General features: G+C 70.6%; 13 protein-coding genes. 1 reads left to right on the plus strand and 12 read right to left on the minus strand.

Annotated features, from left to right (window positions below; all coding sequences use genetic code 11):
• Positions 1-6: 6 nt before the first annotated feature.
• From uvrC to ACIPY8_RS18025, 8 genes are all read right to left on the minus strand, one after another.
• On the minus strand, positions 7-1926 hold the full coding sequence (gene uvrC / locus ACIPY8_RS17990) for an excinuclease ABC subunit UvrC (protein ID WP_400821156.1): 1920 nt from the start codon (positions 1924-1926) through the stop codon (positions 7-9).
• A complete protein-coding gene (gene uvrA, locus ACIPY8_RS17995; RefSeq protein ID WP_400821158.1) occupies positions 1926-4814 on the minus strand; it encodes an excinuclease ABC subunit UvrA in 2889 nt (962 codons plus the stop codon). Before uvrA ends, uvrC begins: the two co-directional genes overlap by 1 nt.
• Positions 4815-4823: 9 nt before the next feature.
• Positions 4824-5393, minus strand: coding sequence for a hypothetical protein (locus ACIPY8_RS18000; RefSeq protein ID WP_400821160.1), 570 nt, complete (start codon positions 5391-5393; stop codon positions 4824-4826).
• Positions 5394-5401: 8 nt separating this feature from the next.
• Complete coding sequence (locus tag ACIPY8_RS18005) at positions 5402-6718, minus strand: DUF58 domain-containing protein (RefSeq protein WP_400821163.1); 1317 nt, start codon at positions 6716-6718, stop codon at positions 5402-5404.
• Positions 6715-7683: an AAA family ATPase gene (locus tag ACIPY8_RS18010; protein WP_400821166.1), complete on the minus strand. Its 969-nt coding sequence runs from the start codon at positions 7681-7683 to the stop codon at positions 6715-6717. The genes ACIPY8_RS18005 and ACIPY8_RS18010 overlap by 4 nt, the downstream gene beginning before the upstream one ends.
• Positions 7680-8189, minus strand: coding sequence for a hypothetical protein (locus ACIPY8_RS18015; protein WP_400821168.1), 510 nt, complete (start codon positions 8187-8189; stop codon positions 7680-7682). Before ACIPY8_RS18015 ends, ACIPY8_RS18010 begins: the two co-directional genes overlap by 4 nt.
• Positions 8186-8938 (minus strand): DUF4129 domain-containing protein, encoded by a 753-nt coding sequence (locus tag ACIPY8_RS18020; RefSeq protein ID WP_400821171.1) that lies wholly within the window; start codon positions 8936-8938, stop codon positions 8186-8188. Before ACIPY8_RS18020 ends, ACIPY8_RS18015 begins: the two co-directional genes overlap by 4 nt.
• Before the next feature lie 65 nt (positions 8939-9003).
• Positions 9004-9444, minus strand: a complete 441-nt coding sequence (locus tag ACIPY8_RS18025) for a MarR family winged helix-turn-helix transcriptional regulator (RefSeq protein WP_400821173.1) — start codon at positions 9442-9444, stop codon at positions 9004-9006.
• 45 nt (positions 9445-9489) lie between these two features.
• Here ACIPY8_RS18025 and ACIPY8_RS18030 point away from each other — a divergent pair, with 45 nt between their 5' ends.
• Positions 9490-9732, plus strand: coding sequence for a hypothetical protein (locus tag ACIPY8_RS18030; RefSeq protein WP_400821176.1), 243 nt, complete (start codon positions 9490-9492; stop codon positions 9730-9732).
• Between the two features lie 32 nt (positions 9733-9764).
• On the opposite strand, the gene ACIPY8_RS18035 is transcribed toward ACIPY8_RS18030, so the two are convergent.
• The 4 genes from ACIPY8_RS18035 to coaE all read right to left on the minus strand — a co-directional run bounded on the left by ACIPY8_RS18035 (position 9765) and on the right by coaE (position 14102).
• Positions 9765-10097: a TfoX/Sxy family protein gene (locus ACIPY8_RS18035; protein ID WP_400821179.1), complete on the minus strand. Its 333-nt coding sequence runs from the start codon at positions 10095-10097 to the stop codon at positions 9765-9767.
• A 17-nt stretch (positions 10098-10114) separates the two neighbouring features.
• Positions 10115-12187: an excinuclease ABC subunit UvrB gene (gene uvrB, locus ACIPY8_RS18040; RefSeq protein WP_400821181.1), complete on the minus strand. Its 2073-nt coding sequence runs from the start codon at positions 12185-12187 to the stop codon at positions 10115-10117.
• Between the two features lie 89 nt (positions 12188-12276).
• Complete coding sequence (locus tag ACIPY8_RS18045; RefSeq protein ID WP_400821183.1) at positions 12277-13506, minus strand: MFS transporter; 1230 nt, start codon at positions 13504-13506, stop codon at positions 12277-12279.
• Positions 13503-14102 carry a dephospho-CoA kinase gene (gene coaE / locus ACIPY8_RS18050; protein WP_400821185.1) on the minus strand — a complete coding sequence of 200 codons (600 nt, stop codon included), beginning with the start codon at positions 14100-14102 and terminating at the stop codon, positions 13503-13505. Before coaE ends, ACIPY8_RS18045 begins: the two co-directional genes overlap by 4 nt.
• Positions 14103-14119: the final 17 nt, after the last annotated feature.

Here is a 14119-nt window from a genome sequence, read left to right on the forward strand (position 1 = left end):
ACCAGCCTATCGAGTACCGGCCTGCCGGGTGGCGAGATGGGAGTGGATGTTCTGCGCGAGGACCGGGCCGATGCCCTGGACCTCCTCGATCTGACCGGGCGCAGCCGCGCGCAGCGCCGTCACCGAGCCGAAGTGCTTGAGCAGGACCTTGATCCGCGAGGCCCCCAGTCCCGGGACCTCGGCGAGGACACTCGTGATGTCGTTGCGGCGACGCTTGCGCTGATGCGTGATGGCGAAGCGGTGGGCCTCATCGCGCAGCCGCTGCAGGAGATACAGCGCCTCGCTCGTGCGCGGGAGGATCACCGGGAAGTCGTCGCCGGGCAGCCAGATCTCCTCGAGGCGCTTGGCGATGCCGCACACCGCGATCTCCGTGTGGCCCGCGTCGCGGAGAGCGCGGGCGGCGGCCTCGACCTGCGGCTGGCCGCCGTCGACGAGGAGCAGCTGCGGCGGGTAGGCGAACCGCGGCTTGCGCTTGACGGTCGCCTCGCCGACGTCCTCCCCCACGATCTCATGCGTCGTCGGGTCGACGACCTCGGTCTCCTCCGGCCGGTCGAGGTACGCGAGCCGGCGTCGCAGCACCTGGTACATCGAGTCGGTGTCGTCGGTCGTCTCGGCGATGTTGAAGGAGCGGTACTGGTCCTTGCGCGGGAGCCCGTCCTCGAACACCACCATCGAGGCGACGACGTTGGTGCCGCCCAGGTGGGAGATGTCGAAGCACTCGATGCGCAGCGGGGCCTCGTCCAGGCCGAGAGCCTCCTGCAGATCGGTGAGCGCCTGCGTGCGTGCGACGTAGTCGCTGGTGCGACGGGTCTTGTGACGGATGAGCGCCTGCTGCGCGTTGATGGTCGCCGTGCGCATGAGGTCGGCCCGCTGACCGCGCTGCGCCACGGCGATCTCGACCTTGCGCCCGCGGCGCTCACGCAGCCACTCCTCCAGCTCCGCGGCGTCGTCGGGGAGCGTGGGCACGAGGATGCGACGCGGCACGTCCTGGGCGTCACCGTAGGCGCGCTGCAGCACCTGATCGACGAGGTCCGCCGCCGAGATGTCGATCTCCTTCTCGATCGTCATGGCGCGCACACCCCGCACGCGTCCGCCCCGGATGACGAAGTGCTGCACCGCCGCGGCCAGCTCGTCCTCGGCGATGCCGAACAGGTCGGCGTCCTCGTCCGCGGCGAGCACGAGCGCGCTCTTGCCGAGCACGGCCTCGATCGCCGAGAGCTTGTCGCGGTACTTGGCCGCGGCCTCGTAGTCCATGGCCGCCGATGCCGCGAGCATCCGTCTCGTGAGGTCGCGCGTGAACCGCTCGTCGCCTCCGGCCATGAAGGCCACGAAGTCGTCGACCATCGCCCGATGCTCCTCGACCGTGACGGTCATCGAACAGGGGCCTCCGCACTTGCCGATCTGCCCGGGGAAGCAGGGGCGCCCCGTCTGCATAGCGCGCTTGTAGCTCGAGTCGCTGCAGGTGCGGATCGGGAACGCCTTGACCATCAGGTCGATCGTCTCGTGCACGGCCCAGACCTTCGGATAGGGGCCGAAGTAGCGGGCTCCGGGGATCTTCCTGTTCCTCGTGACGATGACCCGCGGCGCCTCGTCACCGAGGGTGACCGCCATGAACGGGTACGACTTGTCGTCCTTGTATCGCACGTTGAAGGGCGGATCGAACTCCTTGATCCACATGTACTCCAGCTGCAGCGAGTCGACATCGGTCGGCACGACGGTCCACTCCACGGACGCCGCGGTCGTCACCATGCGCCGCGTGCGCTCGTGGAGCGTCCGCAGTGGGGCGAAGTAGTTCGACAGGCGCTGACGGAGGTTCTTCGCCTTGCCGACGTAGAGCACACGCCCGGCCGCGTCGCGGAACCGGTACACGCCGGGGTCGGTCGGGATCTCGCCCGTCCGCGGCTTGTACGGCAGCACGTCGGCCATCAGCTGGCCTTCCGCGCGGAGCGCCCCTCACCCAGGATCTCGGCGAGGAATTGACCCGTGTGGCTCTCCTCGACGCGCGCGATCTGCTCGGGGGTGCCCGTCGCCAGGATCTCGCCGCCGCCCGACCCGCCCTCGGGACCGAGGTCGATCACCCAGTCGGCCGACTTGATCACGTCGAGGTTGTGCTCGATCACGATCACGGTGTTGCCCTTGTCGACCAGACCGTTCAGCACCTCGAGCAGCTTGCGCACGTCTTCGAAGTGCAGACCCGTGGTCGGCTCGTCGAGCACGTAGATGCTGCGGCCGTTGCTGCGTCGCTGGAGCTCGGTGGCGAGCTTGACGCGCTGCGCCTCGCCTCCCGACAGGGTGGTCGCCGACTGCCCCAGGCGCACGTATCCGAGGCCCACGTCGACCAGCGTCTTCATGTAGCGGTGGATCGCCTGGATCGGCTCGAAGAACTCCGCGGCCTCGGCGATCGGCATCTCGAGGACCTCGGCGATGTTCTTGCCCTTGTAGTGCACGGCCAGGGTGTCGCGGTTGTACCGCTTGCCGTGGCAGACCTCGCAGTCGACGTACACGTCGGGGAGGAAGTTCATCTCGATCTTGATCGTGCCGTCGCCCGAGCAGGCGTCGCAGCGCCCGCCCTTCACGTTGAAGCTGAAGCGTCCGGGCTGGTAGCCGCGGACCTTCGCCTCGGGGGTCTCGCTGAACAGCGTGCGGATCCGGTCGAACACGCCCGTGTACGTCGCCGGGTTCGAGCGCGGTGTGCGTCCGATCGGCGCCTGGTCGACGTGCACGACCTTGTCGAGGTTGTCGAGACCCGACACCCGGGTGTGCTTGCCGGGCACCGTGCGTGCGCCGTTGAGACGCGAGGCGAGCACCTGGTAGAGGATGTCGTTCACGAGCGACGACTTGCCCGAGCCGCTCACGCCGGTGACGGCCGTGAGCACGCCGAGCGGGAAGTCGACGCTCACGTTCTTGAGGTTGTTCTCGCGCGCGCCGACCACGCTGACCTTGCGCTTCTTGTCGAACTTGCGGCGCTTGGCGGGGGTGGGGATCTCGCGCGCCCCGGAGAGGTACTCCCCCGTCATGGACGCGGACTCGCTGAGCAGAGCCGAGTACGGCCCCGAGTGCACGACCTCGCCGCCGTTCACCCCGGCACCCGGGCCGATGTCGACGACCCAGTCCGCAGCCTCGATGGTCTCCTCGTCGTGCTCGACGACGATCAGCGTGTTCCCGAGGTCGCGCAGCTTGATCAAGGTGTTGATGAGCCGCCGGTTGTCGCGCTGGTGCAGACCGATCGACGGCTCGTCGAGGACGTACAGCACGCCGGTGAGCCCGGAGCCGATCTGCGTGGCCAGACGGATGCGCTGCGCCTCGCCGCCCGAGAGCGAGCCGGCGGACCGGCTGAGATTGAGGTACGAGAGGCCGACCTGGAGCAGGAAGTCGAGACGCAGCCGGATCTCGCGGAGCACCTGCGCCGCGATCTTCGCCTCGCGCTGGCTGAGCGTGAGCGTCTCCATGAAGTCGCGCGCGTCGGCGAGGCTCAGGTGAGAGACCTCGGCGATCGAGTGGCCGTGCACCTGGACCGCGAGCACCTCGGGCTTGAGGCGGTTGCCGTCGCACACCGGGCACGGCACCTCGCGCAGGTACTCGCCCCAGCGGGCGCGCTGCGTGTCGGACTCGGCCGACGCGTACTGCCGCTCGATGTACGGCACGACGCCCTCGAAGCCCGAGGCGTAGCGCATCTCCCGGCCGTAGCGGTTCTTGAACTTCACGGTGACCTTGTAGTTGTCGCCGCGCAGGACCGCGTCCTGCACGTCGACGCGGAGGTCCTGCCAGGGAGTGTCGAGGGAGAAATTCAGGTCGGCCGCGAGCCCTTCGAGGAGACGCTCGTAGTACTGGAACAGGCCCTTGCCCTGCGTGGTCCACGGGATGATCGCGCCCTCGCGGATCGAGAGCTCCTCATCGCCGAGCATGAGGTCGACGTCCACCGACATGCGCGTGCCGAGACCCGAGCAGGCCGGGCACGCACCGAACGGCGCGTTGAACGAGAACGTCCGCGGCTCGATCTCCGTGAGGCTCAGCGGGTGCCCGTTCGGGCACGCGAGCTTCTCGGAGAACGACTGCCACGCGGCATCGCCCTCCTCGTCGACGTAGTTGACCTGCATGACGCCGCCGGCGAGTCCCAGCGCGGTCTCGACCGAGTCGGTCACGCGCCCGAGGATGTCGTCGGACGCCACGAGGCGATCGACCACGACGGCGATGTCGTGCTTGTAGCTCTTCTTGAGCGTGGGCGGCTCGGCGAGCTGGATCAGATCTCCGTCGACGATCGCGCGCGAGTAGCCCTTGGCTCCCAGCTCGCGGAACAGATCGACGAACTCGCCCTTCTTCTGCGAGACGATGGGCGCGACGATCTGGTACCGGGTGCGCTCGGGCAGGCCCATGAGCTGGTCGGCGATCTGCTGCACCGTCTGCCGCTGGATGCGCTCCCCGCACTCGGGGCAGTGCGGGATGCCGATGCGTGCCCACAGGAGACGCATGTAGTCGTAGATCTCGGTGATCGTGCCGACGGTCGAGCGCGGGTTGCGGTTGGTCGACTTCTGGTCGATCGAGACCGCGGGGCTCAGCCCCTCGATGAAGTCGACGTCCGGGCGGTCGACCTGACCGAGGAACTGGCGCGCGTACGCGCTCAGCGACTCGACGTAGCGGCGCTGCCCTTCCGCGAAGATCGTGTCGAACGCGAGGCTCGACTTCCCCGACCCCGACAGACCGGTGAACACGACGAGCGAGTCACGGGGGATGTCGATGTCGACGTTCTTCAGATTATGGACGCGGGCACCGCGAACGCTGAGTTTTCCTGGGGTTGCAACCGGGACGATAGGCACCGGACAAGTCTACGAGGGGCCACGGACATTGGCTCCGCTCCCGCGAGGAGCGACGCCGCCGGCCGGTCGTGCCGCGGCGTCCGCCCGCCGGAGTCCGACCAGGGCGAGCCCGACGCCGACCACGAGGAGCGACGCCGCGACGGGAGCGACCCACGCGACGTCGGTCGGGAGCCCGCGTCCGCTCAGGAGCGGGACACCGAGAGCCAGGGGCTGCGCGATCAGCTGGATCACCGTGAAGCGTCGCAGCGTCGGGAGGAGCACCCGCAGCGACATCCGGGATCGCGCCGGGATCACGAGCGACAGGCCGGCGCACACGTGGATCGCGTGCACGAGCAGCACCGCCAGCGCCGTGCGGGCGATGCTCGGCTCCGTGAGGACGACGCCGAACGGCAGGCACGCGGCTGCTCCCCACGCCGCCATCGAGACGGGGAGGAACACCGCGACGAGCGCCGCGACGACCGCGATGCCCTGCCAAAGGGGGAACGGCATCAGCACGAGGACGCCGACCGCGACGAAGACGACCACCAACAGCCTCGGGACGACGCCCGGGATGGCCGCCGGCACGCGGAACGAGTGCATCCGCGCGCTCATCGACGCACCGCGCGCATCCGCTGCTGCCGCAGGGCGGCCAGGCGCATCCCCGTGTCGCGATCGCTCGCCCAGCGCACGACCTCGATCCCGGCGTGCCTCAGATCGGCGAGGACCTCGGTCCGCTCCGCGAGCAGCGTGCGCATCGCGACGGTCTGCTCCGGCGTCAGTCGCACCGCGTCGAGATCGGGCAGCGTGTCGACGGCGACGACCGCGTGGCCGGAGGCTCGCCACCGCGACGCGAGCTGCGCGGCGATGCCGTCGAAGAACGTCGAGAGCACGAACACGATCGACCCGCCGGGGACGATCGGGGAACGGCGATAGCGGGCGCCGTCGTCCCCGGGCCCCGTCCCGGCGATCGCACCGCTCAGGCGCGCGAGATGGCGCGGGCCGCTGCCCGAGCGCACCCCTTGCCCTCCGGTCGCGAGGGCGTGGTAGGCGACCCTGTCCCCCGCCTCGATCGCGGTCGCGGCGATCGACAGCGCCGCCTCACGACCGAGGTCGAGCGAGGTCACGCCCGTGCGCTCCGGATCGCCCGAGCCCCACGCGGCGACTGCGGAGCCGAGGTCGTCGACGGTGTCCAGAGCCACCACCACGGAGGCGTCGCTCAGGGAGTCCGTGCGGCGCACGAGGAGGTCTCCCGGCCGCCGCGCGGCGCGGGCCGTGGCCCGCCAGTCGATCCGACGCAGGTCGTCGCCGGGGACGAAGGGGCGGATGTCGCGGAAGTCGCCGCCCTCCCCGGGGCGGGAGCCGTCGTGCGCTCCGTGGAGTCCGACGAGCCTCGGGGCGAGCGGGAGCCGTCCGAGGTCGTGCCGCCCCGGTGCGACCCGCCAGTCGAGAGCGACGCGAGCGCCCACGCCCGATGCCCATGCGCCGTCGACGGCGATGGCGCGTCCCGTCACCGCGAGCAGTTCGACGGGCCCCGAGTGCAGGGGGCGTGTCGCCGTGCGTACGACACCCTCCCCCGGAGGAACGTCGGCGAGACCCGTGCGGCGTCCGCCCTGGTCGACGGCGAGCTGGATCCAGTCGAGGTCGCCGGGATCGCGGACGTCGACATCCGCCCGCACCTCCGTGCCCCCCGCGCGGCCTCCGGAGCGGGCGCGGAGTCCGAGGAGCACGGCGGCGCTCGTCGGCCGCCGGAGCAGCGCCCACGTCGAGGCGAGCGCGAGCGGGAGGCCGATCGCGACCACGTCGGGTCTGGACAGCACGAGCCCCACGATGGCGACCACGGCCGAGCCGACGACGCCGACCGCCACGACGGGGCCCCGATGCCATCGCAGCGGCATCCTCAGCTCCGAACGGATCTCGTCGCTCATCGCACGACGGACGCCGTCGGGGGTACCGGGGTCTGCGCGAGAGCCGCCTCGACCACGGATGCGGGGTCGGTCCCCTGCGCCCATGCCTGCGGGGTGAGCGTCAGCCGGTGCGCGAGCACGGGCACCGCGATGCGCTTGATGTCGTCAGGGCGCACGTAGTCACGGCCGTCCAGAGCTGCGAGGGCGCGGCCGAGCAGCACGAGCGCCTGGGATCCGCGGGGTGAGGCGCCGACCGCGACGGTCGCGGCGGTCCGAGTCGCGCGGGTGAGGTCGACGCCGTAGGCGATGATGTCCGCGTCGACGTGGATGCGCTCCACGGCGGCCTGGATGTCGCGCAGCTGGGCGGCGTCGACCACAGCCTCGACCGGCGCGTCCGCGCTCTGTCGGCGGATCCGCTCCGCGACGATCCGCGACTCGTCGTCGCTCGTCGGGTATCCGACCGACAGGCGGACCAGGAAGCGGTCGAGCTGCGCCTCGGGCAGTGCGTACGTCCCCTCGTACTCGATCGGGTTCGACGTCGCGATCACATGGAAGGGATCGGGCAGCGCGTGACGTGTGCCGTCGACCGTCACCTGACGCTCCGCCATCGCCTCGAGCATCGCCGACTGCGTCTTGGGCGTCGTGCGGTTGATCTCGTCGGCGAGCAGCAGTCCGGTGAAGATCGGGCCGGGGCGGAACTCGAAGCCGCCCGTGGCCGGGACGTACACCGACGAGCCGGTCACGTCGCCGGGGAGCATGTCCGGCGTGCACTGCAGTCGGCGGAACTCGAGGCCGAGGGCGGATGCCAGGCTGCGTGCGGCGAGCGTCTTGCCGAGCCCCGGCACATCCTCGAAGAGCACGTGACCTCCGGCGAGGATGCTCGCGAGCGCGATCGTCAACGGCTCGTCCATCCCCACGACGGCGGTGCGCACACCGTCCAGAATCCGGCGTCCGGCGGCGGCGATGTCGACGTTCTCAGAGGTCATGCGTTCTCTCCAGGTGCAGAGGGGGCGGAGGCGCGGCCGGAGGGCGGGCCCTGGTCGGGAAGTCGTTCGAGCGCCGAGAGGATCCGGTCGACGTCCGTGCGGTGGACTTCGCCCGGTTTCCGCAGATCGCGGATCCCGGCTCCCAGAAGCTCCTCGATGCGCGCCTGATCGGCGGGATCGTCGGGGTCGAGTCCCTGCCGGGCGAGTCGGCGGCGCAGCACTCGGTCGATCCGGCGGACCACCGCGTGCCCCGCGATCCCCGTGCGGCTGTTGATCGCCCAGGCGAGCCGGGACACCTCGGAGCCCGGCGCCGTGCGCGACGGCTCGGACGGCGGCCAGGCTCCGCTCTCGTCGACGAGCGACGGGCGGCTGAGGAGGACCAGGGCGACCGCGAGCAGCGCCCAGGACAGCGCGAAGGCGTAGGGAGCGCCGACCGCGGTCAGCAGCAGCGGAACGCCGACGACGAGCACGGCGCCGAGGGCGAGCAGGAGGACTCTTCGCGTCATCGCCAGGCCTCTTCGATCTCGCGCAGGCACCGCAGCGCGGTCTCCCGATCGCCCTCGGTCGTGGCACGTCCGCCGAAGCGCACGTCCTCGTACATCCGCAGCAGCCGCGAGACCTGAGGTGCGATCGACGACCGACGGGCGAGGATGCGCACCGTGAACTCCGCGGCGGTCTCCGACGGGGCGCGGACCACGCCGGCGTCCGCTGCGGACTCCTCGAGGCCGATCCAGGCGGCCACGATCCCGTCGGCCGGAGCGTCGTCCTGCGCGAGGGCGACGAGCGCCTGCGCGATCCCCCGACGGATCTCCCCGGCGTCCGGCGCGACCGGGGCCACGGGATCCGCGGTCACCGCGACCGCGACGTCGGCGCCCGCCCGCCGGCGCAGTCGACGGTCCCGCCAGAGCGCCGCGAGCGTGCGGACGACGAGTCGGATGCCGAAGAACAGGACGGCGAGGACCACACCGCCGATGAGGATCACGACGACCGCGGCGATGATCGTCAGGATCAGCGGGTCCTCCGGCGGTTCGAACTCCGGGATCCCCGACGACGACGGCGCGGGCTCGGGGACGGGGGTCTGCGTCGGCGGCGGACCGGGCTCGCCGACCGGGCGGAACGTCGGACTCCCCTGCACGGCGGCCGCGAGCATGAGGATCGTGAAGAACCCGGCGACGGCGAGGAGCGGGAGCACGAGGCTCGTCCATCGCGCGACGCCCGATCTCTCGGGAGTCTCGGGCGGGACGATGCGCGACATGCCTCCACCCTAGGTGGAGGACGTACGGTCACCCGGACCGAAGGCCGGTGTCGACGAGACCCGGGTCAGGCGTCCTGTCGTCGCCCGGCGAAGCTCGACAGCCCGTCGCGCAGCGCCGCGATCTCGGCCATGTCCATGCCCACGGCGGCCATGACCTGACGCGGCACGTCGAGCGCCCGCTCGCGCAAGGCACGTCCGGCGTCGGTGAGGGTGATGTCGAGACGGCGCTCGTCCCGGGCGCTGCGCTGCCGCGCGACGAGCCCGTCGACCTCGAGACGCTTCACGAGCGGCGACGCCGTGGCGGGATCGAGCGCGAGGTCGGCCGCGAGGTCGTGGAGCGGGCGTGGCGACTTCTCCCAGAGCGCCAGCATCACCAGGTACTGAGGATGGGTGAGTCCGAGCGGTTCGAGGATCGGTCGATAGATCGCGACCACGTTGCGCGCCGCCGTCACGAGGGCGAAGCACAGCTGATTGTCCAGCTTGAGCAGGTCGTCGGCGGTCGGCATGCGATCGACTATACATGCCCCCTAATAGTTAGTACACTAAGCAACATGACGAGTCCCGACGAGCGCCCTCCCCTCCGCGACCGGATCCGCGAGGCCGGGGGGCTGTACTCGTGGATCAACACGAACCTCATCCGCTTCGCCGGCCCGGCCTCGGTCGGGCCGTACGAGAAGACGCCGCCGCCCAGTGCGGCCGAGCGCGCGGAGCGCGCGTGCCCGCTGTGCGGGGCTCCCATGACGCAGCACGAGATCGACCGCTCCGGACCCAAGCCCCTCGTGCACTGCCCCTGAACCACCGCGCCGCGGGGCGTGCGTCGCGCGGGTCAGTCTGCGCCCGAGGCGTCCTCGCGAGCGACGTCGAGCCAGAAGGCGAGCGCCTCGTCGTCGACGGTCGCGCTCGGCGACACGTCGAGCCATCCGGTGCCCATCGTCCGCGGACCCATCACGGCGGTCGCGACACCGGGCCGGGTGACCAGCGCGGCGCCGTTCTCCTCGTGCACTCGCACCAGCAGCACGCCGCCCGGACGAGCTCCGACGAGGATGTGCCCGTCGACGAGGAAGGCGCGTGTGCCGAACATCCGCTTCTCCTCGACATCGCCGCTGAGCGTCAGCAGCGCTCGCACCCGGTCGGCGAGCTCTTCACCTGCGGAGTCCATCGCGAGGGTCCCTTCGATCAGGCGTGTCCGGCGCGCTCCATGGCGCGCAGTTCCTTCTTGAGGTCCTGCACCTCGTCGCGCAGACGTCCCGCGAGCTCGAACTTGAGCTCGGAGGCGGCGGCGAGCATCTGATCGGAGAGATCCTGGATCGTGGCCTCGAGCTGTTGCGCTCCCTCCGCCGCGATGCCGGTGCGTCGGAGGTTGGGCGTCGGAGACTTGCCCTTGCCCGTGGCCTTGCCGCGCCCCGCCATCATGTCGGCGGTGTCCTGCCCCTCGCGCGCGAGCACCTCGGTGATGTCGGCGATCCGCTTGCGCAGCGGCTGCGGGTCGATGCCGTGCTCCTTGTTGTATGCGATCTGCTTGTCACGGCGACGGTCGGTCTCCTCGATGGCCTTGGTCATCGAGTCGGTCATGTTGTCGGCGTACATGTGCACCTCGCCCGAGACGTTTCGCGCGGCACGGCCGATCGTCTGGATGAGCGAGGTGCCGGAGCGGAGGAAGCCCTCCTTGTCGGCGTCGAGGATCGCGACCAGCGACACCTCGGGGAGATCGAGGCCCTCGCGGAGCAGGTTGATTCCCACGAGCACGTCGTAGACACCGGCACGCAGCTCGGTCAGCAGCTCGACGCGGCGCAGCGTGTCGACGTCGGAGTGCAGGTAGCGCACACGGACCCCGTGCTCGCCGAGGAAGTCGGTGAGCTCCTCCGCCATCTTCTTGGTCAGGGTGGTGACCAGCACGCGCTCGTCGCGCTCGACCCGCAGGCGGATCTCCTCCAGCAGATCGTCGATCTGCCCCTTCGACGGCTTCACGACGATGTGCGGATCGACGAGGCCCGTCGGACGGATGATCTGCTCGACCACGCCGTCGGCGATGCCCATCTCGTACTTTCCGGGAGTCGCGGAGAGGTACACGGTCTGGCCGATGCGGTTCTTGAACTCGTCCCAGCGGAGCGGGCGGTTGTCCATCGCGCTCGGCAGCCGGAAGCCGTGGTCGACCAGGGTGCGCTTGCGCGAGGCGTCGCCCTCGTACATCGCGCCGATCTGCGGCACCGTGACGTGCGACTCGTCGATCACGAGCAGGAAATCGTCGGGGAAGAAGTCGAGCAGCGTGTGCGGAGGCTCGCCCGCCTCGCGGCCGTCCATGTGCCGCGAGTAGTTCTCGATGCCGGAACAGAAGCCGAGCTGCTGCAGCATCTCGAGGTCGAACGTCGTGCGCATGCGCAGCCGCTGGGCCTCGAGGAGCTTTCCCTGGCGCTCGAACTCTGCGAGACGCTCCTCGAGCTCGGCCTCGATGGTCCCGATCGACCGCTGGATCACGTCGGTGCCGGCCACGTAGTGGGAGGCCGGGAAGATCGGCACGGAGTCGAGCTTCTCTATGACCTCGCCGGTGAGAGGGTGCAGGGAGTACAGCGCCTCGATCTCGTCGCCGAACAGCTCGATGCGGATCGCATGCTCCTCGTACACGGGGATGATCTCGATCGTGTCGCCGCGCACCCGGAAGTTGCCGCGCGAGAAGTCCACGTCGTTGCGGTTGTACTGCATCGAGATGAACTGCCGGATGAGGGCGTCGCGGTCGTACCGTTCCCCCACCTGCAGCGCGACCATCGCCCGCAGGTACTCCTCCGGTGCGCCGAGCCCGTAGATGCACGACACGGTCGACACCACGACCACGTCGCGGCGGCTCAGGAGCGAGTTCGTCGTGGAGTGGCGCAGACGCTCGACCTCGGAGTTGATCGAGGAGTCCTTCTCGATGAACGTATCGGTCTGCGGGACGTACGCCTCCGGCTGGTAGTAGTCGTAGTACGACACGAAGTACTCGATCGCGTTGTTCGGCATGAGCTCGCGGAACTCGTTCGCGAGCTGCGCCGCCAGGGTCTTGTTGTGAGCGAGAACGAGGGTCGGTCGCTGCACCTGCTCGATGAGCCAGGCCGTGGTCGCCGACTTGCCTGTTCCGGTCGCGCCGAGGAGAACGATGTCGGTCTCGCCCGCGTTGATGCGCGCGGCGAGGTCGGCGATCGCCTGCGGCTGGTCGCCGGCGGGGGCGTATTCGCTGACGACCTCGAAGGGACGGACGCTGCGGGTGGTCTGCATACCTCCAGCGTAGGCGGCACCACCGACATCCGGGCCGTGTCGGGTGCGGCGCACGGGAGCGGACGTTCCGGGCGGCCGATCGGCGCGGGTCAGGACACCACGTCGAGGGGACGCGCACCGGAGGCTCCGCGCAGGGCTCCCGCCGCGAGCACGGCCGCGACCGCGCACATCACGACGACCGAGACCACGAACCAGGTCCAGTCGACGCCTCCGAAGACGATGCCCAGCGCCCAGCCGAACAGGCTCGACCCCGCGTAGTACCCGAAGTAGTACAGCGACGACGCCTGTGCTCTCGTCGACGGGCCTGTCGCCACCGGAGCCCATCCCGAGGCGACGGCGTGCGCTCCGAAGAACCCGGCGGTGAACAGGAGGAGGCCGATCAGGACGAACGCGGTGACGCCGGCGAGCAGCAGCAGCGCACCAGCGGCCATGACCCCCGTGGCGCCGAGCAGCACCGGGTACCGGCCGAACCGCGACGCGAGCGACCCCGCCCAGGGCGAGGAGAGCGTCCCGGCGAGGTACGCGAGGAACAGGAGCGTGACGAGCCAGCCCGGGAGCGCGAAGGGCGCGGCCGCGAGGTGGAACCCGAGGTAGTTGTAGACGGCGACGAACGAGCCCATCAGCAGGAACCCCTGAGCGTAGAGAGCGAGCTGTGCGCCGGACCGCAGAGGCGTCACGAGCCGGATCAGAACTCCGGAGGCATCCTCTCCGGTGCGCAACCGACCCGGCACGAAGCCCTGCGCGCGGGGTGCGAGCACGAGGAACAGCACCGCCGCCACCGCGCACACCGCCGCGACGGTCCACATCCCGCCTCGCCATCCCGCCGGCTCCCCGACGATCCCCGACAGGATGCGGCCGAGCAGACCGCCCACGGTCGTCCCGGCGATGTAGCTCCCCGCTGCGGCGGCCGCGCTGCGCGCCCTGACCTCCTCGCTCAGGTAGGCGAGGGCGACCGCCGGGACCGCGCCCAGCGCCACGCCCTCCAGCAGCCGGAGCAGGAGCAGCGTCTCGAGCGCGGAGCTCAGCGGTGCGAGCAGTCCGAGGACCGTCGCCGCCAGCACGCCGGTCCCCATCACCGGCACACGGCCGATGCGGTCGGCCACGAGCGACCAGGGGATCACCGCCGCCGCCAGTCCGAGGGTCGCCGCCGAGACCGTGAGGGCCGCCGTCGCAGGAGCGACCCCGAGGTCGCTGGAGAGTTGCGGCAGCACCGCCTGCGGAGAGTACAGCTGTGCGAACGTCGCGATGCCGGCGAAGAACAGTCCGACGATCAGACGACGGTACGGAGTCGACCCCGGTGCGTGTCCGGTGAAGGTCACCGTGCGCGGATCCGCTCCCAGAGGGCGTCGGTCTGCACGAGGGTCTCCTCGATCGTTCCGGCGGTGTCGATCACCTCGTCGGCGATCGCGAGACGCCTCTCGTCCGGCACCTGCGCGTCGATCCGCTCCTGCGCGGCCGCGGCCTCCATGCCGCGCAGCTCGACGAGACGGCGCAGGCGCACCGCGGCCGGCGCATGCGCGACCACGATGAGATCCCAGGGGTCGTCCACGCGGGCCTCGACCAGCAGGGGAACGTCGTAGACGACGACCGCGTCGGGGTCCCCCGCGGCGGCCTCCTCGAAACGGCGCTGCGACTCGGCGCGCACGGCAGGATGCACGATCGCGTTGAGACGCCGCAGCCGCTCCTGGTCGCCGAACACGATCGCTCCGAGCGCCGCGCGGTCGAGGGAGCCGTCCGCGGCGATCACGTCGCCGCCGAACTCCTCAACGATCGCGGCGAGCACCGGGGTCCCCGGCGCCTGCACGTCCCGCACGATCCGATCGGCGTCCACGACGACGGCGCCGTGCTCCGCGAGCCGCCGGGCGATGGTCGACTTCCCCGACGCGATGCCGCCGGTGAGAGCGATGAGAGGCATGACGTCAGTCTAGGCTC

Origin of the sequence: Microbacterium sp. NPDC089696 (assembly GCF_044749125.1) — a bacterium.
Taxonomy (GTDB): Bacteria; Actinomycetota; Actinomycetes; order Actinomycetales; family Microbacteriaceae; genus Microbacterium.

Excerpts from the sequence above, each read along its gene's own strand:
- uvrC (WP_400821156.1), bottom strand. The coding sequence starts at position 1,926 with ATGGCCGACGTGCTGCCGTACAAGCCGCGGACGGGCGAGATCCCGACC.
- ACIPY8_RS18000 (WP_400821160.1), bottom strand. The coding sequence starts at position 5,393 with ATGCACTCGTTCCGCGTGCCGGCGGCCATCCCGGGCGTCGTCCCGAGG.
- ACIPY8_RS18005 (WP_400821163.1), bottom strand. The coding sequence starts at position 6,718 with ATGAGCGACGAGATCCGTTCGGAGCTGAGGATGCCGCTGCGATGGCAT.
- ACIPY8_RS18010 (WP_400821166.1), bottom strand. The coding sequence starts at position 7,683 with ATGACCTCTGAGAACGTCGACATCGCCGCCGCCGGACGCCGGATTCTG.
- ACIPY8_RS18015 (WP_400821168.1), bottom strand. The coding sequence starts at position 8,189 with ATGACGCGAAGAGTCCTCCTGCTCGCCCTCGGCGCCGTGCTCGTCGTC.
- ACIPY8_RS18020 (WP_400821171.1), bottom strand. The coding sequence starts at position 8,938 with ATGTCGCGCATCGTCCCGCCCGAGACTCCCGAGAGATCGGGCGTCGCG.
- ACIPY8_RS18025 (WP_400821173.1), bottom strand. The coding sequence starts at position 9,444 with ATGCCGACCGCCGACGACCTGCTCAAGCTGGACAATCAGCTGTGCTTC.
- ACIPY8_RS18030 (WP_400821176.1), top strand. The coding sequence starts at position 9,490 with ATGACGAGTCCCGACGAGCGCCCTCCCCTCCGCGACCGGATCCGCGAG.
- ACIPY8_RS18035 (WP_400821179.1), bottom strand. The coding sequence starts at position 10,097 with ATGGACTCCGCAGGTGAAGAGCTCGCCGACCGGGTGCGAGCGCTGCTG.
- uvrB (WP_400821181.1), bottom strand. The coding sequence starts at position 12,187 with ATGCAGACCACCCGCAGCGTCCGTCCCTTCGAGGTCGTCAGCGAATAC.
- coaE (WP_400821185.1), bottom strand. The coding sequence starts at position 14,102 with ATGCCTCTCATCGCTCTCACCGGCGGCATCGCGTCGGGGAAGTCGACC.